General features: G+C 31.9%; 19 protein-coding genes. 8 read left to right on the top strand and 11 right to left on the bottom strand.

All coding sequences use genetic code 11. From position 1 onward, the window contains the following. Positions 1-47: 47 nt before the first annotated feature. The 4 genes from epsC (at position 48) to galE (ending at position 3953) form a co-directional block, all read left to right on the top strand. Positions 48-842, top strand: coding sequence for a serine O-acetyltransferase EpsC (gene epsC, locus Q8S45_RS08255; RefSeq protein WP_305603510.1), 795 nt, complete (start codon positions 48-50; stop codon positions 840-842). Beyond that, positions 839-1726, top strand: coding sequence for a cysteine synthase CysM (gene cysM / locus Q8S45_RS08250; RefSeq protein ID WP_305603507.1), 888 nt, complete (start codon positions 839-841; stop codon positions 1724-1726). The genes epsC and cysM overlap by 4 nt, the downstream gene beginning before the upstream one ends. A gap of 86 nt (positions 1727-1812) precedes the next feature. Then, positions 1813-2943: a DegT/DnrJ/EryC1/StrS aminotransferase family protein gene (locus tag Q8S45_RS08245; protein WP_305603504.1), complete on the top strand. Its 1131-nt coding sequence runs from the start codon at positions 1813-1815 to the stop codon at positions 2941-2943. Further along, a complete protein-coding gene (gene galE, locus Q8S45_RS08240; RefSeq protein ID WP_305603502.1) occupies positions 2943-3953 on the top strand; it encodes a UDP-glucose 4-epimerase GalE in 1011 nt (336 codons plus the stop codon). The genes Q8S45_RS08245 and galE overlap by 1 nt, the downstream gene beginning before the upstream one ends. A 307-nt stretch (positions 3954-4260) precedes the next feature. Here galE and Q8S45_RS08235 read toward each other — a convergent pair whose 3' ends face one another. Further along, positions 4261-6012 (bottom strand): adenylate/guanylate cyclase domain-containing protein, encoded by a 1752-nt coding sequence (locus Q8S45_RS08235; protein ID WP_371133000.1) that lies wholly within the window; start codon positions 6010-6012, stop codon positions 4261-4263. An 89-nt stretch (positions 6013-6101) separates the two neighbouring features. After that, the gene (locus Q8S45_RS08230; protein WP_305603497.1) at positions 6102-6455 is read right to left on the bottom strand and encodes a hypothetical protein; all 354 of its coding nucleotides are present in this window, start codon (positions 6453-6455) and stop codon (positions 6102-6104) included. Positions 6456-6579: 124 nt separating this feature from the next. Between Q8S45_RS08230 and Q8S45_RS08225 the strand changes: the two genes are divergently transcribed. After that, positions 6580-7653: a prenyltransferase/squalene oxidase repeat-containing protein gene (locus tag Q8S45_RS08225; protein WP_305603494.1), complete on the top strand. Its 1074-nt coding sequence runs from the start codon at positions 6580-6582 to the stop codon at positions 7651-7653. Next, positions 7653-8669, top strand: a complete 1017-nt coding sequence (locus Q8S45_RS08220; protein ID WP_305603491.1) for a hypothetical protein — start codon at positions 7653-7655, stop codon at positions 8667-8669. The genes Q8S45_RS08225 and Q8S45_RS08220 overlap by 1 nt, the downstream gene beginning before the upstream one ends. 260 nt (positions 8670-8929) lie before the next feature. Here the strand turns inward: Q8S45_RS08220 and fabD are convergent, their stop codons facing one another. Beyond that, positions 8930-9811: an ACP S-malonyltransferase gene (fabD, locus tag Q8S45_RS08215; RefSeq protein ID WP_305603489.1), complete on the bottom strand. Its 882-nt coding sequence runs from the start codon at positions 9809-9811 to the stop codon at positions 8930-8932. A 71-nt stretch (positions 9812-9882) separates the two neighbouring features. Here fabD and Q8S45_RS08210 point away from each other — a divergent pair, with 71 nt between their 5' ends. After that, positions 9883-10581 carry a queuosine precursor transporter gene (locus Q8S45_RS08210; protein WP_305603486.1) on the top strand — a complete coding sequence of 233 codons (699 nt, stop codon included), beginning with the start codon at positions 9883-9885 and terminating at the stop codon, positions 10579-10581. Between the two features lie 70 nt (positions 10582-10651). Here the strand turns inward: Q8S45_RS08210 and Q8S45_RS08205 are convergent, their stop codons facing one another. Beyond that, positions 10652-11449, bottom strand: a complete 798-nt coding sequence (locus Q8S45_RS08205) for a DUF2797 domain-containing protein (RefSeq protein ID WP_305603483.1) — start codon at positions 11447-11449, stop codon at positions 10652-10654. A 45-nt stretch (positions 11450-11494) separates the two neighbouring features. On the opposite strand from Q8S45_RS08205, the gene Q8S45_RS08200 reads away from it, so the two are divergent. After that, a complete protein-coding gene (locus tag Q8S45_RS08200) occupies positions 11495-13015 on the top strand; it encodes a GH3 auxin-responsive promoter family protein (protein ID WP_305603480.1) in 1521 nt (506 codons plus the stop codon). A gap of 98 nt (positions 13016-13113) precedes the next feature. Here Q8S45_RS08200 and Q8S45_RS08195 read toward each other — a convergent pair whose 3' ends face one another. The 7 genes from Q8S45_RS08195 to Q8S45_RS08165 form a co-directional block, all read right to left on the bottom strand. Continuing rightward, positions 13114-14091 carry a polyprenyl synthetase family protein gene (locus Q8S45_RS08195; RefSeq protein WP_305603477.1) on the bottom strand — a complete coding sequence of 326 codons (978 nt, stop codon included), beginning with the start codon at positions 14089-14091 and terminating at the stop codon, positions 13114-13116. Positions 14092-14210: 119 nt separating this feature from the next. After that, entirely contained in the window at positions 14211-15287 is a 1077-nt protein-coding gene (locus tag Q8S45_RS08190) for a bifunctional 3-deoxy-7-phosphoheptulonate synthase/chorismate mutase type II (protein ID WP_305603474.1), read from the bottom strand. Positions 15288-15306: 19 nt separating this feature from the next. Continuing rightward, positions 15307-16155, bottom strand: coding sequence for a prephenate dehydrogenase (locus Q8S45_RS08185; protein ID WP_305603471.1), 849 nt, complete (start codon positions 16153-16155; stop codon positions 15307-15309). Between the two features lie 2 nt (positions 16156-16157). Then, entirely contained in the window at positions 16158-17315 is a 1158-nt protein-coding gene (locus Q8S45_RS08180) for a pyridoxal phosphate-dependent aminotransferase (RefSeq protein ID WP_305603648.1), read from the bottom strand. 1 nt (position 17316) lies between these two features. After that, positions 17317-18132, bottom strand: a complete 816-nt coding sequence (locus tag Q8S45_RS08175; protein ID WP_305603468.1) for a prephenate dehydratase — start codon at positions 18130-18132, stop codon at positions 17317-17319. Positions 18133-18665: 533 nt separating this feature from the next. Continuing rightward, positions 18666-19634, bottom strand: a complete 969-nt coding sequence (locus Q8S45_RS08170) for a Gfo/Idh/MocA family protein (protein ID WP_305603466.1) — start codon at positions 19632-19634, stop codon at positions 18666-18668. A 61-nt stretch (positions 19635-19695) separates the two neighbouring features. Further along, positions 19696-21021 (bottom strand): UDP-glucose/GDP-mannose dehydrogenase family protein, encoded by a 1326-nt coding sequence (locus tag Q8S45_RS08165; protein ID WP_305603463.1) that lies wholly within the window; start codon positions 21019-21021, stop codon positions 19696-19698. Between the last annotated feature and the right edge of the window lie 5 nt (positions 21022-21026).

The following is a 21026-nucleotide window of genomic DNA, read 5'->3' as shown; positions in this document are numbered from 1 at the left end:
CTATTAAACATTTTTACGACCAAAAATTAAAATCGTCAACAAAAAACATGACAACAAAAGAAGAAATAATTCATAAAATTATTGCAAATAAAAATAGACCTCATTTAAATTTCAGTTTAAAACATAAAACTGAAAAATTTACGAACAACTTATTCTATACTTTATTTGATGCGGAAGCTTGTGTAAAAAGTAACATTGAACAATTAGAAACTGATTTTAAAGAAATTTATAAACTTGCTTGCTTAATTAAAGATGGTTCTTGTGAAAAAATTTGGACAAGTTTCTTATTAAAATTACCAACTATTTTAGAAAATTTGAATTTAGACGCTCAAGAATTGGTAAATAACGATCCTGCTTCCACTAGTATAGAAGAAGTTTATTTGGCATACCCAGGGTTTTATGCCATAGCTATTTACAGATTTAGTCATGAATTATTACTATTAAATACACCCTTAATTCCAAGGTTAATGAGCGAATATGCCCATAGTAAAACTGGAACCGACATCCATCCAGGGGCAACTATTGGTAAATCATTTTTTATTGATCACGCAACTGGAACGGTTATAGGTGAAACCTGTATAATTAAAGACCACGTGAAAATTTATCAAGGTGTTACTTTAGGTGCTTTGCAAGTTTCAAAGGAATTAAAAAACACGAAACGTCATCCAACTGTTGAGGATAATGTAACCATTTACGCAAATGCTACAATACTTGGAGGTGAAACTATTATAGGTAAAAACAGTACAATTGGTGGAAATGTTTGGATTACCTCATCGGTTCCAAAAAACTCAATCGTTTACCATACAAATGAAATTAAGTTAAAACTAAATAAAAAAAAATGATACGGCATTCTATATGTGATTTCATAGGTAATACACCTTTAGTAAAAATTAAAAATATTTTCGACAAAAAAGACGTGTCAATATTTTTGAAAATAGAAGGTAATAATCCTGCTGGTAGCGTAAAAGATAGGTCCGCTTTTAATATGATTAACGAAGCTATTAATAGAAATGAAATTAAAAAAGGCGATTACTTAATTGAAGCAACAAGCGGAAATACTGGAATTGCTTTAGCTATGATTGCTCAACAATTTGGACTAAACATTGAATTAGTAATGCCCGAAAACTCCACAAAAGAACGTATTCAAACGATGAGGGCTTATGGAGCAAAAGTTACGTTAACAGATGCTGAAATTGGAATTGAAGGATCAAGAACTTATGCCGAAAAACAAGTAATTGAAAAAGGCTATTATATGTTAAATCAATTTGCCAATAACGATAATTGGAAAGCACATTATAAAACTACTGGGCCAGAAATTTGGAAAGATACCAACGGAGAAATAACGCATTTTGTTTCTGCAATGGGAACAACCGGAACTATTATGGGAACTTCAACTTTTTTGAAAGAAAAAAACAAGAACATTCAAATTATTGGCGCTCAACCAACTGATAATTCAAGAATTCCTGGAATTAGAAAATGGTCGAAAGAATTTCTACCTAAAATATTTGATGCTTCAAAAGTAGATTCTATTGTGGAAATTAGTGAGGAAGAAGCTAGTGAAATGACAAAGATACTTGCTAAAAAAGAAGGTGTTTTTGCAGGAATGAGTGGCGGAGGTGCTGTTGTTGCTTCACTCAAAATTGCCTCTACTTTAACCAAAGGAGTTATTGTCACTGTTATTCCAGACAGAGGTGATCGTTATTTATCTTCCAATTTATTTGAATAAAACGTTGTTGCGGTTATCTAATTATTAGATTGTATTGCAATCCCTTTTATTGTATTTTTGTTCAGTATATTACTTAATCACTTTCAATGAAAAAAATACAAATGGTTGACTTACAAAGTCAATATATCAAAATTAAAGACCAAGTTGATAAAAATATTATTGCTGTTTTAGAATCTTCGGCTTATATAAATGGTCCTGAAGTTCAACAATTTCAAAAAGAGCTAGAAAATTATTTAGGAGTAAAACATGTAATTCCTTGTGCAAACGGTACAGATGCGCTTCAAATTGCCATGATGGGTTTAAATTTAAAACCTGGTGATGAAGTTATTACTGCAGATTTTACCTTTGCTGCTACTGTTGAAGTTATTGCTTTATTACAATTAACTCCTGTTTTGGTTGATGTGAAAAAAGATACGTTTAACATGGATATTGAAGCCCTAAAAAAGGCGATAACCACAAAAACAAAAGCAATTGTACCTGTTCATTTATTTGGGCAATGCGCAAATATGGAAGCTGTTTTAAAAGTTGCTAAAAAACACAACTTATATGTTATAGAAGACAACGCGCAAGCAATTGGTGCAGATTATATATTTAGTGATGGCACAAAAAAGAAAGCTGGCACTATCGGTATTGTTGGCACAACTTCATTTTTCCCATCTAAAAATTTAGGCTGTTATGGAGATGGAGGTGCTATTTTTACCAATGATGATGAACTTGCTCATACATTAAGAGGCATTGTAAATCACGGAATGTACAAACGTTATTACCATGATGTAGTTGGAGTAAATTCTCGTCTAGATAGTATTCAAGCTGCCATTTTAAGAATTAAATTACGCGAATTAGATAACTATTGCAATACTCGACAAAAAGCAGCAGCTTATTATTCAACTGCTTTTTCAACAAACAAAAACATTATAACACCTGCCACAAGTTTATTTACAACACATGTTTTTCATCAATATACCTTGCAAATCACCAATGGAAAACGCAACGAATTGCATCAGCATTTATTAGATAACGGAATTCCAAATGCTATTTATTACCCTGTGCCATTACACAGCCAAAAAGCGTATGTAGATGATCGTTATAACGAAGCAGATTTTAAAGTTACAAATGAGTTGATAGATACTGTAATTTCGTTACCAATGCATACCGAATTGGATAAAGAACAACAAGATTTTATTATAAATACTATCTTAAATTTTGTAACTAATTGATGAAGAAAATTTTAGTAACTGGTGGATTAGGCTTTATTGGATCTCATACAGTTGTAGAACTTCAAAACGAAGGTTTTGAAGTTCTAATAATTGACAATTTATCTAATTCAACACTAGACGTTTTAGATAAAATAACTTCAATAACTGCTATAAAACCAAGTTATTTTAATTTTGATTTAAAAGATAAAAAGGCTGTTCAAAATTTCTTTTCAACCAATAAAATAGATGGTGTAATTCACTTTGCAGCTTCAAAAGCAGTTGGTGAAAGCGTTGAAAAACCTTTAGAATATTATGAAAATAATATTAGCACTTTGATTTATCTATTGCAAGAAATGAAAGCAACTAATGTGTTGAATTTTATTTTCAGTTCATCCTGCACCGTATACGGACAAGCCGATGAGTTGCCAATAACAGAAAATGCAACTGTAAAACCAGCGGAATCACCTTATGGAAACACAAAAAAAATGGGGGAAGAAATTATAAAAGATACCACTAAAGTTTCAAATATAAGAGCAATTGCCTTGCGCTATTTTAATCCAATTGGCTCACACGAATCTGCAAAAATTGGAGAATTACCCATTGGTACTCCACAAAATTTAATCCCTTTTGTAACACAAACTGCTGCTGGTATTCGTAAAGAACTGTCTGTTTTTGGAAATGATTATCCAACTCCAGATGGAACAGCCATAAGAGATTATATTCATGTGGTTGATTTGGCACAAGCTCATATTGTGGCTTTAAAAAGATTAATTGATGCTAAAAACAACTCTAATTTTGAAGTTTTTAATATTGGTTCTGGAACTGGAAACTCCGTATTAGAAATTATTCATTCTTTTGAAAAAGTAACAGGTAAAAAACTAAATTACAAATTTGTTGAGCGAAGATTAGGTGATATTACTGCTGCTTATGCCGATACAACTATTGCCAAAACCGAATTAGGTTGGACTGCAAAATTATCTTTAGATGATGCATTACTTTCTGCGTGGAAATGGCAACAAACATTGAAATAGTTTAATGTTAATTTGATGAAAAAGTTGTTCTGAATTTATAAAAGACCTTAGATTTTATTTTGTTATTAAATTTAACTTCCTTATTACAAGCTCACACATAAACCCTGTGCCAAGAAATCGATCTGCCACAACAACAAAATCAAACAAAGTCCAATAAACTACAAAGCTGTTAATGATATAAATAATGGAAATAGTAAAATAAGGGTTGTCTTACAGTTTGAATTTAATTAAATAGCCAAAACTTAATTTGCAATCAATGAACATATTTTATCTAAAAAAGTGTTTATTATTCTAACTTTTTTTCATCTTAAAAAACTCGAAGTTTCCCAATTTTAATGTTATTTACAAAATACATCTTCATCATCCCTCTATTTTTAACCTCAATTTCACCTCTATACTCACAGTCAAATTCGTTCCTTATCAACTCATAAGTATTTTCTGATACATTTATTTTTCCCGGTTCAGACATAGATTCCATTCGAGAGGCAACATTTACAGTATCTCCCCAAATATCATAGGCAAATTTCTTACTTCCCACTACACCAGCTACAACAGTACCAGTATTAATACCAATACGAATATCAAAAGTCATTTCACTGGCTTCTACATCTTTTTTGGTCTTTTCTACAAATTCAGCAATTTCAAAGGCTGCCATTACCATTTTGTAGGCATGATCTTCTGTTGGGAAAGGCAAACCTCCGGCACACATATAAGCATCTCCAATGGTTTTAATTTTTTCTAGGCCATACTTTTCTGTGATTTCATCAAATTTTGAAAAATAAAAACCAATAGTTTCTACCAAAGATTCTGGAGATAAGTTTTCTGAATACTTTGTAAAACCTTTAAAGTCAGAAAATAAAACGGTAACAGATTCAAACTTTTTAGCCAGTACTTTCCCATTTTCTTTTAACTCAAGAGCTGTTTCTTCAGGTAGTATATTCAGCAATAAATTATCGGAACGCTCTTTTTCTTTCTCAATGATTTGTTTGGTCTTTTGAATAAATTTATTTCGTCTGAATAGTCCAATGGCAATTAAACCTATCAAAAACATTGCAATTACTGTAGCAATTACAACTATTCGTTGGTTCTTTTTTTGTTGGCTGAGCAAGTTTACTTCAGTTTGCTTTTGAGATACTTCGTAATTAGTGCGTAGATCGGCCATGTATTGTACCGATTTGATATTGTTCAAACTATCCCGATAGACAATGTAATCCTTATAATGCTTTAAGGATTTTTTTGTGTTCCCTGCATTTTCGTACAGTTCAGATAATTTGAGATTGGCATCACCGATCTGTTCTTTTAATCCATATTTTTCTCCTAATTCTAAACTTCTTTGAGCATACTTTAATGCAGCGCCATGATCTCCCTTTTCTAAATAGATATCGGACATGTAGATAAGATAGACACAAATAGGATGGTAATCGCCAGATTCTTCCAATATTCGGATTGCTTCATTGATGTTTTTTTCAGCAAGTTCATTTTTCCCAATATTGGCATAGACCATCCCTATATTACCTAAGTTATAGGCTTTCCCAATTGCGTAATTGACTCGTTCAAAAATTGCTCCTGATTCTTTAAAGTACACTAGGGCCGAATCATATTCTTTGTTAGCGAGCAAGGCGTCACCCGCATTTAAAATGTAGGACGCCAAGGCAATCGTGTCATCTGATTTTCGTAGGGTAGCAATAGCCTTATTATAGTAAAGCATCGCATTTTTGTGATTGTCAGAAATGGAATAAATATCAGCTAAAGCTCCATAGGAACTGCCTTCAAGATTAATATTTTTATCTTTCTTTGCAATTTCTGCACCCCTAAAAAAAGCCTTTACAGCTTCTTCCAAATCTCCTAACCGTGCATTTTTAGTTCCCTTTTGAAAATAACCGTGAGCCTTATAATAATTATTGTCTATTTGTTCGGACAAGTTGATTAACTCCTCTGCAAATTGTAAGGCCTTTTTAAGGTCATTAACCTCATTAAAACACAGGTTTCTTAGCAATTCTAATTTAGCTTCGCCCTTTAAAGAATCCGCTTTATAGATAACTGCCAGACTATCTGCCACTCTTTGATCTTGGGCAGAACAAATATTAGTTAGTAGGTAAAAAAAGCCTATTAGCAAGTAACAAGCTTTTCTTTCAAACAGCATAATTATTATTTCGGGTTAACCGTAATTTTTGGATCGTAGGTCATAGGTAGGCCTTTACCATCTTGACCAAGCCAACCACCACCAGCTGTTGTCCAATTTATATAGTATTTCTCAATAGTTACAACTTCAACATTAATTAAGGTTCCCATCCAAGAACCATCTGGTTGCAGTGATGGCTCACCAATGAAAACATTATTTGAGTCATCTTTTTCATGAATTTTAGTAATGCTTGCGACACCAGAATTAGGGGCAATAACCCAAGTAATTTGGTCGCCGGAGATACCATTAGTATCATCCTTATCAGATAGGGTTAGTGTCCCATCTGGATTTCCTTTTTCGATTGTGATTTTTCTATCCATTTTTTAGTTTTAAGTAGTTAATAATACTATGATTGAGTTTCAATCATAATTTAAAGATAATCAAAATTTTTAAGGAACGAGAAAATTTCCGTATATTTCAAAACCTATTTTTAACTAATAGTGAATGAATTTAAAACATGAATTTGACTTTGAGGCTGTAGACAACGCCATTGAAAAAGGAATAAAATATCTTCTGTCTAAAGCTGTTAACGGGAATTGGAGAGGTTTCCCAACTATGGCAGGGGAATCTGATATATGGGTCACTGGTTTTGTATTAGCACATATTTATACCCTTTGTGAAGACGCCGAGGCCATAAAAAAATCACAAAATTTTCTTTTAAAATCCCGCCACTCTTCCGGAGGCTGGTCATATAGTGTCATGGTTCCTCCAGATGCAGATTCAAGTGCATGGTCTTTATTGGCCCTAAAATCTAGCCCTGAATTGACAGGCTTAGCCTTAGAGAAGGCTAAAGTTTTTTTGTGGAGTCATTTTATAAACAAAGGTGTTTCAACCTACCGAATAGAATCTGGTATTCGTCAATTTATTTCTGCACCTAGCGATGATTTTATTGCCGGCTGGACATCTGCCCACCCTGATGTTTCCATAGCAGCGGTACTTGCAGATATCAATAATGAAAAAGTGCCAGGAATTCTAAACTGGCTTATAAATAGTCAAACAAGTGAAGGCTTTATCAATTCGTATTGGTGGCGAGGTCCATATTATACATCAACGCTTTTGCTAAGAGCGTTGTCATTGCAACAAGAGTTTTTACCCGAAGAAAATTCTAGAAAGATTGCCGAGGGGCTGATTCGCCAACAACTTCTAAATGGTGGTTTCGGACAAGATTCATCAGAAACTTTAGATCCTTTTACTTCTGCACTGGCACTTGAATCTTTTGTTCATTTATCGTACTTGGGCTATAATCAAGAAAGAGCAAGGTGTGGGAACGCCTTGCTAAAATCTCAACTGCAAGATGGAAGTTGGGCTGGAAGTTTTATTTTGCGAATCCCTGCTCCTGATGTGATAGACCCCAGCCAGATTGCTTCATGGAACAACGCCCATGGAGGAGGAAATTCATTTGTTTCCGATCAAGACGGAATTTTTGCTACCGCCATGGCCTGTTATGCCTTAGATTGCTGGAGAAAATCCGAATCACTTGAATATAAGAGCTCAAAGCCTAAAACCACAAATGTTTAATGGATTGGAATGACCACTTTGGGACATTTTTTTTCGAAACCTGGCAAAAGGCCGGTTTACCCCATCATCAGGAGTTTTTAATTGAATATATTGAAACTCGGGAACATGGGAATTCCAAATCAGATTGGATTAAAAATTCCGCTGCCATCTCTTCAGTTATTAATGGTTCACAGCTTCACTCTGTATATGGTTTTGGAGCTACAATGGGTAAAATTTTTGCCGTATGGTTTAGCTTAAATAAATCCTCCACTGAAGCTGCAGCAGATTGGTGCGGTCGATTTAACTTAGGAATTAGTCTGTTCGATTATATTTGTGACGAGATGGATGATTTAGACGAAGTAACTTCTCTAAAAGTATTTCAGCCCTTTATTAATAAAAGTTATTCTAAAACTAGCATCCTTAATCCAGCCCAAAAACTCCTAAGTAATCTAGCCGGGAGTGTATTACTCGATTTGGAAAAAACTGCGATAAAAAAAGAAGGATCTCAGAAAACAGATGTGCTTTTTAAAGTGATGAAGCAACTATTTGAAGCACAAAATTTTCTTTCAAAAGAAAGACTGTCTGATCACGCAGACCTGAATAAAATTAAAAAAGCACTTTATCTTAAGTCGGCTGAACCATTCCGAATGATGGCTGAATATACGGCTCGTATGGGACACTCAAATGATCAGTCACTTTTAAAAAATGCTCGGGCTATCGGAAAAGCCGTGGGGTATTGTTATTGGTTAATTGATGATGCCAAGGATGTATGGATTGACCTTGAGGCCGAACAATGGAATTTATTCCTTCATCTTGCTGCTTCAGAGGATCCTCTTATTTTTACAAAGAAACGTGATGCTTTTATGGATAGTCACTTACTAAGTATTTGGAAACAATCAAAACATGCGGAAAAAATATCAAGCGAAATTATCAAAAGGTTATTACATGCTATTCGAAAGTTAGAACTATCTGAAAAAGTTGAACGACATACCTTGGGTCTTGTTTCTGCTTCGTTATGGCAATGGTATAAATACTAACAAATTTCAAGTATAAAAAGAGGAAATATTTTTACTAAAATTCATTGGATGTACATTTTTAAACTAAGGTTTAAATGTTCTGTCACATCTGTAAAAGTCAAAAAATTCAATTTACAAATCGTTTATCTAATTAGCTTTTTAAATCAAGATTTAAATCAAACTTTTATACTTATTTGATAAATGCATCAAAACCATTTTCCTTCCATAAATTGAATTTTTATAAAATTCCAATGCTCAAATAACGTTCAATCTCTATTAAACTAAACCACAGCTGAAATTACAACCGCACTTTTATCGATTTTTTTAACCAAACCTTGTAACACCTTTCCAGGACCGACTTCAATAAATTCTGTGGCGCCATCAGCAATCATTTGTTCAACCGATTGTGTCCAACGAACAGGAGCCGTTAATTGTGCTATTAAATTTTCTTTAATTTCTTCTGGATTTGTAACAGCTTTTGCAACAACATTTTGATAAACTGGACATGTAGGTTCGCTAAATGTTGTATTCTTTATTGCCTTCTCTAATTCCTCTCGTGCCGGCTCCATCAACGGTGAATGAAAAGCGCCGCCAACAGGTAATTTCAATGCTCTTTTCGCTCCTCTTGCTATTAAAACTTCACAAGCCTTATCAATTGCAGAAATTTCACCAGAAATTACCAATTGACCAGGGCAATTGTAATTTGCTGCAACAACAACACCATCAATTTCTTCACAAACTTCTTCAACAACCACATCATCTAACCCCAACACAGCAGCCATTGTTGATTCTTGAGCTTCACATGCTTTTTGCATTGCTAGTGCTCTTTTTGAAACTAACTTTAGTCCATCTTCAAAAGTTAAAACACCATTTGCAACTAACGCAGATAATTCTCCTAAAGAGTGACCAGCAACCATTTCTGGTTTAAAATTTGTTCCCAATGCTATTGCCAAAATAACTGAATGCAAAAATATTGCTGGCTGTGTTACTTTAGTTTGTTGTAATTCTTCCGCTGTACCTTTAAACATTACATCGGTTATTGAAAACCCAAGTATTTCATTTGCTTTTTCAAAAAGTTCTTTCGCTTGTTCTGATTTTTCATATAAATCAAATCCCATTCCTGAAAATTGTGCGCCTTGACCTGGAAATATGTATGCCTTCATGTAGTTTCTTTAATTTGTTTTAAAATGCAAAAATAAGAATAAATTACTATATTCGTATTAATCCACTAACTATGAATTCCAAATTAAAATCAGAAGCTTTTATAATTTATTTAATTTTAGGCTCCATGTTTATTGCCGCACTGGTAGTTTCTAATTTAATTTTTCAGAAATTTTTTTATTGGAATCCTTTTGGATTATTTCGCTTTGAATTATCTGTAGGAATTTTACCTTATCCAATTACTTTTTTAATTACCGATATTGTTTCAGAAATATATGGCAAAAAAAAGGCCAATCAAATAGTAATTGCTGGCATATTCGCCTCTGCTTTTTCAATGGGAATTATTTTATTAGCTAATTATGTACCCGCAATTTCAGATTCTCCAATAAATAATGAATTGTTTACCAAAGTTTTTGGATTATCTCCTCTGGCTGTTCTAGCATCTATGTTTGCTTATTTATTTGCACAGTTCATCGATATTAGAATTTATCATTATTGGAAAAAGCGAACCAACGGAAAACATTTATGGCTTAGAAATAATTTTTCGACATTTTCATCACAGTTCATTGATACTTTAACCGTGTTATTTTTATTATGTACCTTTCGCGTTTTACCTTGGGAATTGTTTTCAACATTATTAATTAGCGGATTCCTATTTAAAATAATTATTGCTCTTTTTGACACCCCTGTTCTATATTTTGTAGTTCATTTATTCCGAAGAAGATTCAATTTAAAAATTGGTGAAGAAATTGAATTAATTGAAAATGACTAATTAAAAATTGAAATCAATCGTATTATTTTTTTAATTCGCCTTTTTTTTACTTCTAACTTTAGACTTTTCCCTATGAAATAGTAATAATTACCTTATAACCTTCACTATTTCTTACATTAAAAACAGTGCCATCTTTAAACATTAAATATTGCCCTTTAATTCCACTTAATTCCCCTTTATACACATGAGTTTTTTCCAGACTTAACGATTTTATTTTTATAGGATAGCTCTTAACTGGGTAATTAATTTTAGTAATTTTTCCGTTATTCTCTAAAAAATAAGGTTTAGTTTCTTCTGGAATGTATATTTTTAATTTTTCTCTTTCTTCAAATAAGTCAACATCCAAAACCTCATTTTTTAACATTTTTTGCCAACTTGTTTTGTCGGCCACATACTCTTTTAAGGCAACCTCGGTAATTCCTGCTAAAAATCTGTTTGGAACTTCAACAATTTCAATTGCTTCTGTTGCACCTTGATCAATCCATCTATATGGCACCTGTGTTTTTCTTGTGACTCCAACTTTTACATTACTCGATACGGCCAAATAAACAATATGTGGTTGCAATTGCACTTTCTTTTCATATTCCAAATTTCTGTCTTCAATATCTAAATGAGCAGTGCTTAATTCAGGCCTCATTATCCAATCCCCTACTTGAGCACTGGTATAAAAACAATCGTAACAAAACCCTTGTCTAAATATTTTCTTTTCTTTTTCACAACACAAACAATGGTATCCTTCAAAACTTATTTCCAGTTCTCTGCCTAAAAGTTGATTCATATTTAAAAAATCATCTTCAACATTCAAATAATAATCAACTTCATCATTAAGTTCAGTTATCATTTTTTTTAAGATAGTTTGGTATTGCATAGAAAAGTTTATTAAATTTAACACTCTAAATATAGCTAAATAAAGATGCCTTTTACATTTGTAAACTCAATAATTTCTTGGTTTCTTAAAAAAAGAAAACACCAAATCGAATTATTTTTAAAATATCCTATTGAAGTTCAGCAGGAATTACTTTCTAAATTACTCTCTAAAGCAAAATGGACTGAATTAGGCACTAAATATGAATTTGACAAGATTAAAAACTATCAACAATTTTCTGAAAAAGTTCCAATTCAGCAATATGAATCCATAGAACCTTTAATTGAACGAACAAGAAAAGGAGAACCAAATGTATTTTGGCCTACGAGTATTAAATGGTTTGCAAAATCTAGTGGAACCACTAATGCAAAAAGCAAATTTATTCCGGTAAGCGACGAAGCAATAGAACATTGTCATTTAAAAGCCGGGAAAGATATGCTCTGTTTATATATAAATAACAACCCAGAAACTCAATTATTTATAGGAAAAGGGCTGCGATTGGGTGGTAGCAGCGCTGTATATGAAGATAACAATAGTTTTTTTGGAGATCTTTCTGCCATTATTATTGAAAACCTTCCTTTTTGGGCCGATTTTAGTAGTGCCCCGAAACTAGAAACGGCATTAATGAGTGAATGGGAAAGTAAAATGACCAAAATTATTGATGAAACTGTTAACGAAGATATTACCAGTTTAGTAGGTGTTCCATCTTGGATGCTAGTTTTATTACATAAAGTGCTAGAAAAAACAGGAAAAAAAAATATTTTAGAAGTATGGCCAAACCTTGAAGTATATTTTCACGGGGGCGTTAATTTTAATCCTTACAGAGAACAATTTAAAAAAATTATTCCAAAAGAAGATTTTAAATACTATGAAACCTACAATGCCTCTGAAGGTTTTTTTGCAATTCAGGATCAGAATAATTCTCAAGAAATGTTATTGATGTTAGATTATGGTATTTTTTATGAATTTATCCCAATGAATTTATTTGAAGGAGAAAAATCAAAAGCAATTCCACTTTCTGAAGTACAACTAAATCAAAATTATGCCCTAGTAATTACAACCAATGGAGGTTTATGGCGTTATTTAATTGGAGATACCATTAAATTTACTTCCTTAAACCCCTTTAGAATTAAGATTACCGGTCGAACCAAACATTTTATCAATGTTTTTGGTGAAGAATTAATTATTGAAAATGCAGAAGAAGGGTTGAGACAGGCCTGTTTGAAAACCAATGCTGAAGTTGCCGATTATACGGTTGCTCCCATTTTTATGCATGCCTCTAAAAATGGTGGGCACGAATGGTTGATTGAATTTAAAAAACAACCTGAAGATTTAGTCTATTTTACCGAAGTTTTGGACAATGCCTTAAAAGATATTAATAGTGATTATGAAGCTAAAAGATATAATGATATGACCTTAGCATTACCTATAATCAATATAGCTTCGAACGGATTGTTTTATAATTGGTTGAAACAAAAAGGTAAATTAGGTGGACAACACAAAATACCTCGACTTTCAAATTCAAGAAAATATTTTGAAGAATTGTTAGAATTGGAGTTAATGCCGTAATTTAAGTTGTTGATTATTAATTCCAATAATAAATACTTCAACTATGTTCAACAAACTCAAAACTTTAGACTTTTCAACTATTGCTTATTGTCCAAAAATTAAATTTTTCGATCAATTACGTAATTAACCATGGTTAATAAAGATTCCTTGTAGGGAGAATTTGGGTAGGTTTCTAAAATTTCTAAAGCCCTTTTATGATATTCATTCATTTTAATTGAAGTGTACTCAATACCACCTTTTTTTTTCACAAAATTAATAACCTCTTTTACCCTTGTCTTATCCTTATTATGGTTTTTAACTGAGTTTATGAGCCACTTTTTATCTGATTTATCGCAATTATTCAACGTATAAATAAGTGGTAACGTCATTTTTTGCTCCTTAATATCTATTCCTGTAGGTTTTCCAATTTTTTCTTCAGAATAATCAAACAAGTCATCTTTAATTTGAAAAGCAATTCCAATTAATTGTCCAAACAACCTCATTTTTTCAATTTCTTCATTTGAAGCACCAACTGAAGCTGCACCAATTCCACAACAAGCAGCAATTAAAGTGGCAGTTTTCTGACGAATAATATCGAAATAAATATCTTCGGTGATATCAAGTTTTCTTGCTTTTTCAATTTGTAATAATTCACCTTCGCTCATTTCTTTTAAGGCAACCGAAATGAGTTTTAATAAATCAAAATCTTCATTATCCACAGAAAGCAATAAACTTTTTGATAACAAATAATCTCCAAAGAGCACTGCAATTTTATTTTTCCAAAGTGCATTTATTGAGAAAAACCCTCTTCGCTGGTTGCTATCATCTACAATATCATCGTGCACCAAACTAGCGGTATGAATTAATTCAATAAGCGCAGCACCTCTATACGTTTTTTCACTAAAATTTCCATTTGAAACCATTTTTGCAACCAAAAAAACAAACATTGGTCTCATTTGTTTTCCTTTTCTTCTTACAATATATTGGGTAATTCTATTAACAAGTGGAACTTGTGTTGCCATTGCCTCTTTGAATTTACTTTCAAAGAGTTCCATTTCTTGAAGGATGGGTTGCTTTATGTATTCTACTGTTTTCATAGATAATACAAAAGTAGTAGTTTTTTTAAGTTTTGATTAGAAATTTAAACATATTGTTTTTAAACAGTTATCACTGCAAATTAACAAAAAAAAGGAGGGAATAAATTCCCTCCTTTTAATTACTTAACGTTATGTTGAATATTTATTGATTCCACATGAATTGTTTTAAATATTTTTTCAACAAATTCTTTGTTTAATCCATTTTTTTCTGCCACTTTAGTCATTTCATCTAATATTTCAGACCAGCGAGCACTTTGCAAAATAGCAACATTTTCCTGATGTTTTAAGCGACCTATTTTTTCTGAAACTTGCATTCTATTTGTCAATATTTCAATTATATGATGATCGATTAAATCCAATTCTTTTCTATAACGATTTAAATTACTTTGAAAATCTTCTCTATAACTATACTTCTGACGAATTTTTAAATCCTTGGTAATTTGATCTAATTGTGCAGGTGTAATTTGCTGACTAGCATCACTCCACGCATTATCTGGATCAAAATGCGTTTCAATCATAAATCCATCATAATTTAAATCCAAACCAGTTTGAGAAACATCAAAAATAGTATCACGTCTTCCACAAATGTGTGAAGGATCCAAAATTAATGGTAAATCCGGAAATTCCTTTTTAAGCTCAATGGCTATATGCCATTTCGGTTTATTCCTATAATGAAGTGGGTTATATTCTGAAAATCCTCTATGAATTACACCTAATTGCGAAATTCCAACTGATTTAAAACGCTCTACGGCTCCTAACCAAAGTGCTAAATCTGGATTAACAGGGTTTTTTATCAACACAGGAATATCAACACCTTTTAAAGCATCAGCAATTTCTTGCACTACAAATGGGTTAACCGTAGTTCTTGCGCCAACCCATAAAATATCAATATTATGTTTAAGTGCTTTTTCTACGTGATCTGCATTACCTACTTCTGTTGTAACTAACAAACCTGTTTCTTCCTTCACTTTTTGAAGCCATGGCAATCCAATTTCACCAACACCTTCAAATCCGCCTGGTCTCGTTCTTGGTTTCCATATACCAGCTCTAAACACATTTGTATCTGTGTTTTTCAAAAGATGAGCTGTTTTTAACACTTGCTCTTCTGTTTCTGCACTACATGGACCAGCAATAACAATCGGATGTGTTAAATTCATGCTGTCTAACCACTTTCTGTTTTCCTTATTTATTTCCATTTTATTTAATATTTCACTATTATTTAATTCCTTTTAAAACTGATTTTATATAATTAGTATCACTCATTATCTCCTTAATTGCATCACCATTATTGGCTGCAATTAACTCTTTAAATTCCACTAAATTTTTAATATACTCCTCTAAAGAACTGATTATATTTTCTTTATTCTCTAAAAAAATTGGTGCCCATGTTGCTGGAGAACTTTTTGCCAAACGAACCGTTGAAGCAAAACCAGTACTTGCCATATCAAAAATATATTGTTCGTTTTTTTCAATTCCCAACACCGTTTTTCCTAACATAAAGGAACTAACATGTGATAAGTGAGAAACATAGGCAATGTGTCTATCGTGCTCCTCAGGGTTCATCATTTTAATTCGCATATTCAATTTTTTAAAAATTCCTAGGGCTTTATCTAAAATTTTCCAATCCGTTTTTTCAACTTCACAAATAATATTTACTTTTTCATCAAACAAATCATAAATTGCAGCTTCCGGGCCCGAAAATTCTGTTCCAGCAAGCGGATGAGCAGCTACATAATTTTTCCTTTTCGGATGGTTTTTAAGTGCTTTACAAATTTCATTTTTAACCGACCCAACATCAAAAACCAATGTATTTTCAGATATTTCATCTAATACAGTAGCAGTAATTTTCGCAATTTTATCAACTGGAACTGCTATTACAACAACTGATGCATCTTTAAGATCTGAAAGATTTATTTCAGCATCAATAACTCCTAATTCCAACGCTTTTTTAATATGTTCCGGATTATGATCAATTCCAAAAACTTGATAGCCCAATCTCTTTTTTAAATCAAGAGCTAAAGAACCACCTACTAATCCCAAACCGATAATTACTAATTTTTCCATAACTACTTTTTTGCTTCAATTAAGCGTTGTAATACCTCTTCTAAAATAGCTTCTGAAACACATAATGAGGCTCTAATATATCCTTCACCATTGCTTCCAAAAACCGTACCTGGGGTTATAAAAATATTATTTTCATATAATAATTGATCTGTAAAATTTTCACATTTAATTTCAGATGGTAATTTTCCCCAAACAAATAATCCAACTGCTTCTTTTTGATAAACACAATCCAACAAATCAAAAATTTTCCAAAGAATTTCTCTCCTTCTTAAATAGGTAGCATTTAATTCATTAAACCAGTTATTAGACAAATTTAGAGCAGCAATTGCTCCTTTTTGAATTCCTAAAAACATTCCAGAATCCATATTACTTTTTACTTGTAAAATTGTATTCATAAATTCAGAATTCCCAACAACCATTCCAACACGCCAACCAGCCATGTTAAACGATTTACTTAACGAATTAAGTTCAATAGCAATTTCCTTAGCTCCATCAACTTGTAATATACTCAAGGGATTTTCATTTAATATAAAGCTATACGGATTGTCATTTACAACTAATATTTGATGCTTTTTTGCAAAGGAAATAATTTTTTCGAAATTTTTTAGCGTTGCAGTTGCTCCTGTAGGCATATGAGGATAATTAATCCACATTAATTTAACATTCGACAAATCATTTTTTTCAATTTCATTAAAATTAGGCAACCAATTTTCTTCTTCATTTAAATTATAAAAAAGTGGTTTTGCTTCTACCAAATTGGTTACAGAAGTATAGGTTGGATAGCCAGGATTTGGAATTAAAACTTGATTACCTTTATTCAAAAATGCCAATGAAATTTGCATTATTCCTTCTTTAGAACCCATTAATGGTAAAATTTCTTCATTGGAATTTAATGCGACTTCATAAAAGTTTTGGTAAAAATTGGCCATAGATTCTCTTAATGCTGGAATCCCTTTATAACTCTGATATTGGTTTACTTTTGGCAAAACCATTGCCTCATGTAGAGCGTCAATTACCTCTTTAGAAGGATTTAAATCGGGGCTACCTATGGCAATATTAATTACAGGTTTGCCTTGTTGAATCAATTGATCAACCTCCCTCAATTTTTTTGAGAAATAGTATTCTGAAACACTGTTTAATCTGTCTGCTTTTTTAATCATATTACTTTCCATTGCTATATTCTCCAAGTATTTGAAGCGTTTCAACTTTATCTTTAATTTCATTAATTGCATTATAATAATTGGCATAACTACTAAAAACAAAATCAGAGAAAAAAGCATATTTCCAAGGGGTTTCTATCACAGGCATTGATTGAATTTTCGATAAATTTAATTCGTGCCTTGCCAAAATGGTTAAAATTTCTGCCAAACTACCTGTTTTATGACTTGCTGTGAATTTAATCGATGCTTTATTAGCTGAAACACTATTTTTAGATTTCGAATTTGTTAAAATAAAAAAACGTGTCATGTTATCTTTTATCGTTTGAATTTTAGGTGCCAAGATATCTAATTGGTAAGTTTTTGCAGCCAAGTCACTAGCAATAGCCCCAACTCCTTTTAACTTATTTACCTGAATTCTTTGCGCAACTGAAGCGGTATCTTTATCCTCAATAAGCTTTATGTGAGGATGATTTTTAAAGAAATTATGACATTGCAATAACGCCATAGGATGCGAATACACTTCTTGAATATCAGAAATACCTTGTCCTTTTAACGCCATTAAATTATGATGCACTGGTAAATAATATTCCCCAGATATAGCTAAATTATGAGCATCAATTAGAGCGTAATTTGGTAGTATACTACCAGCAATAGAATTTTCAATTGCCATCACAATAACATCTGCTTTGTTAGTTTCTAACAAATTTGGCATTTCGCTAAACGACAAACATTCTACTAGATCTATGTTTTTCCCAAAATATTTTTCGGCAACTATATGATGAAAAGAACCTTTGATTCCTTGAATTGCAACTTTCATATTTTTTATTATATTATTTTCATTTTTATCCAAAAAAAAATCTCGAAATTTTTCGAGACTCAGTGATTATAAATTTTTAAATTACACATGCAAAGCCTCATCCTTTATTGCTAAAATAAAAGTAAAAATAGAAGCTATTCCAAATGTTGTTCGACATTGTTTTCTGTTTATAAAAGCACAAATCTATACATTAATTTTAATAAAAAAAGAAAAAAAAGAAAAAAAAGAGAAAGTTTAAGTAATTTTCATAAAAATGGTTTAATTATTTATAAATCAATAATAAATACTTCGTTTTATTCTCAATTTATAAATAATTAAAAGCTAGGTATCTACTATTTTTGACAAATAGGTTGTAAAAATTAATAACACAATTAAAATAAAAATAATTTTAACGTTTTAACCAATCTTATAATTGTCAATTTAATAACTACATGCGACTAATCTAAATTTAAAGATTGATATTATGAAGCCTAAAAGAAAGAACACAAATTTAGACTCTTTTTAATCAATTTCAAAAGTCAAATAGATGCCAATTATTTCTCGAAAGGGTGCTTGGCTAACGGTTTTTTTACAAAAGGATGATATTCACCTTTTGCCCCAATTGGAACTGAATGTCGTACCGAATGAACAATTTCAATAGCTTGCCTTGGAGCTTCTAAACCATAACCATTTCCTGCAATAATTTCTTGATATGAAACTGTATGTAAATCGGTAAAACCACCACTAAATTCTAACTCTTCACCCTCAATGGTTATAGATCTATAAGTAGATTGACCCTTCGCTTTCACATCATCTGGTAACGTATCTGGATTTATAGATAAAAACCAACGTACTCGAGCTTTTTCAAATTCTAAATATCCTGCACATCTATCATGTGTATTCACATGAACCACATTTTGTTTTAAATCTCCAAAAATCCAAGACAGCATATCAAAAAAGTGAACTCCAATATTAGTTGCAATCCCTCCCGATTTTGAAACATCTCCTTTCCAAGAGGTATAATACCAATTACCGCGTGATGTTAAATAAGTTAAATCAACATCGTACATTTTATCTTTTGGACCATTCTCAACTTTTGCTTTTAATGCAATAATACTTGGATGAACCCTTAACTGCAAAATATTATAGATTCTATTCCCAGTTTCTTGCTCAATTTTAGACAAGGCATCAATATTCCAAGGATTTAAAACCAATGGTTTTTCACAAATGGCATCTGCTCCCTGTCTAAGAGCAAAACGTATATGTGCATCGTGCAAATAATTTGGGGTACAAATACTCACATAATCTAAGTGCTGATTTTTATCGTACTTCAATTTAGAAATATGACGATCAAAACGTTCAAATTCGGTGAAAAAATCAGCATTGGGAAAATAACTGTCAATTATTCCAACACTGTCAAACTTGTCTAAAGCCGCCACCAAATTGTTATTGGTTTCTTTAATGGCTTTCATATGGCGCGGCGCTATGTACCCACTTGCTCCTATTAATGCAAAATTTTTCATTTTTATGTTTTTTTTTGAAATTGACTTAGTTTAAGTTTTAATTACAAACTAAATCAAATTTTTAATTCTTACCTATTTGATAATATTCAAATCCTTTTTCCTCTAAATTGAACGCATTGTACTGGTTTCTACCATCGAAAATAATTGGATTTTTTAATAATTTTTTAATTTCATCAAAATCTGGTGACCGAAATTCTTTCCATTCTGTAAGTAAAATTAAGGCATCAGAGTTTGGTAAGACTTCGTATTTTGAAGTTGCATATTCAACTTTTTCTAATCCTTTTAAATAAAAACTTTTTGCTTCATCCATAGCTTTTGGGTCAAAAGTAATAATTTTAGCGCCACGCTTTACAAGTTCATTAATCACATAAATGGCTGGTGCTTCACGCATATCATCGGTTCCTGGTTTAAAAGCTAATCCCCACATACCAAATGTGAATCCGTTCAAGTTTTCTCCAAACCGCTTTATAATTTTTTCTGCAATTACAAGTTTTTGTGTATCATTAACATCTTCAACAGCCGTAATTATTTTAGCATTATAATTATGTTCAGATGCTATTTTTTTCAACGCTTTTACATCTTTTGGAAAACAAGATCCTCCATAACCACAGCCTGGATAAATAAAACTGTACCCTATTCTACTGTCTGATCCAATTCCAATACGAACTTGATTTGCATCTGCACCTACTTTTTCGCAAATATTTGCGATCTCATTCATAAATGAAATTTTTGTAGCTAACATTGCATTTGCGGCATATTTAGTCATTTCCGCTGAACGAACATCCATTGTTATAAATCTATCATGTGACATGCAAAATGGCGCATACAATTGTTTCATTTTTTGAATTGCATGGTCGCTATCGGCACCAATAACAACACGGTCTGGTTTCATAAAATCAATAATCGCAGCACCTTCTTTTAGAAATTCTGGATTTGAAACTACATCAAAAGAAATGTTTTTACCTCTTTTATCCAATTCATTTTGAATGGCAGCTTTTACTTTATCTGCTGTGCCTACTGGCACCGTTGACTTGTCTACAACCACAATACTATGTTCCAACACTTTACCAATAGAAATTGCAACGGAAATCACATATTGCAAATCTGCAGAGCCATCATCTCCCATTGGTGTGCCTACCGCTATAAAAACAATTTCGGCATTTTTTATAGCATCATTAATATTTGTTGTAAAAAATAAATTGCTACTTGCTACATTTTTCAATATCATTGGTTCCAAACCAGGCTCATAAATTGGAATTATACCTTCCTTTAGCTTCAATATCTTTGTTTCGTCAATATCTACACAAGTTACTTTATTGCCCATTTCAGAAAAACATGTTCCTGATACTAATCCAACATATCCTGATCCTACAACTGTAATGTTCATTTCTT

The organism is Lutibacter sp. (assembly GCF_030692605.1).
Taxonomy (GTDB): Bacteria; Bacteroidota; Bacteroidia; order Flavobacteriales; family Flavobacteriaceae; genus Lutibacter.
Note: the sequence above shows the minus strand (reverse complement) of the source record. Positions and strands in the feature narration are given on the sequence as shown.

Coding starts and splice junctions, on each gene's coding strand:
- Q8S45_RS08190 (WP_305603474.1), bottom strand. CDS start 15,287: ATGGAAATAAATAAGGAAAACAGAAAGTGGTTAGACAGCATGAATTTA.
- Q8S45_RS08185 (WP_305603471.1), bottom strand. CDS start 16,155: ATGGAAAAATTAGTAATTATCGGTTTGGGATTAGTAGGTGGTTCTTTA.
- Q8S45_RS08195 (WP_305603477.1), bottom strand. CDS start 14,091: ATGAAAACAGTAGAATACATAAAGCAACCCATCCTTCAAGAAATGGAA.
- Q8S45_RS08165 (WP_305603463.1), bottom strand. CDS start 21,021: ATGAACATTACAGTTGTAGGATCAGGATATGTTGGATTAGTATCAGGA.
- Q8S45_RS08245 (WP_305603504.1), top strand. CDS start 1,813: ATGAAAAAAATACAAATGGTTGACTTACAAAGTCAATATATCAAAATT.
- Q8S45_RS08210 (WP_305603486.1), top strand. CDS start 9,883: ATGAATTCCAAATTAAAATCAGAAGCTTTTATAATTTATTTAATTTTA.
- Q8S45_RS08200 (WP_305603480.1), top strand. CDS start 11,495: ATGCCTTTTACATTTGTAAACTCAATAATTTCTTGGTTTCTTAAAAAA.
- fabD (WP_305603489.1), bottom strand. CDS start 9,811: ATGAAGGCATACATATTTCCAGGTCAAGGCGCACAATTTTCAGGAATG.
- galE (WP_305603502.1), top strand. CDS start 2,943: ATGAAGAAAATTTTAGTAACTGGTGGATTAGGCTTTATTGGATCTCAT.
- Q8S45_RS08180 (WP_305603648.1), bottom strand. CDS start 17,315: ATGATTAAAAAAGCAGACAGATTAAACAGTGTTTCAGAATACTATTTC.
- Q8S45_RS08205 (WP_305603483.1), bottom strand. CDS start 11,449: ATGCAATACCAAACTATCTTAAAAAAAATGATAACTGAACTTAATGAT.
- Q8S45_RS08225 (WP_305603494.1), top strand. CDS start 6,580: ATGAATTTAAAACATGAATTTGACTTTGAGGCTGTAGACAACGCCATT.
- Q8S45_RS08230 (WP_305603497.1), bottom strand. CDS start 6,455: ATGGATAGAAAAATCACAATCGAAAAAGGAAATCCAGATGGGACACTA.
- Q8S45_RS08175 (WP_305603468.1), bottom strand. CDS start 18,132: ATGAAAGTTGCAATTCAAGGAATCAAAGGTTCTTTTCATCATATAGTT.
- Q8S45_RS08220 (WP_305603491.1), top strand. CDS start 7,653: ATGGATTGGAATGACCACTTTGGGACATTTTTTTTCGAAACCTGGCAA.
- epsC (WP_305603510.1), top strand. CDS start 48: ATGACAACAAAAGAAGAAATAATTCATAAAATTATTGCAAATAAAAAT.
- cysM (WP_305603507.1), top strand. CDS start 839: ATGATACGGCATTCTATATGTGATTTCATAGGTAATACACCTTTAGTA.
- Q8S45_RS08170 (WP_305603466.1), bottom strand. CDS start 19,634: ATGAAAAATTTTGCATTAATAGGAGCAAGTGGGTACATAGCGCCGCGC.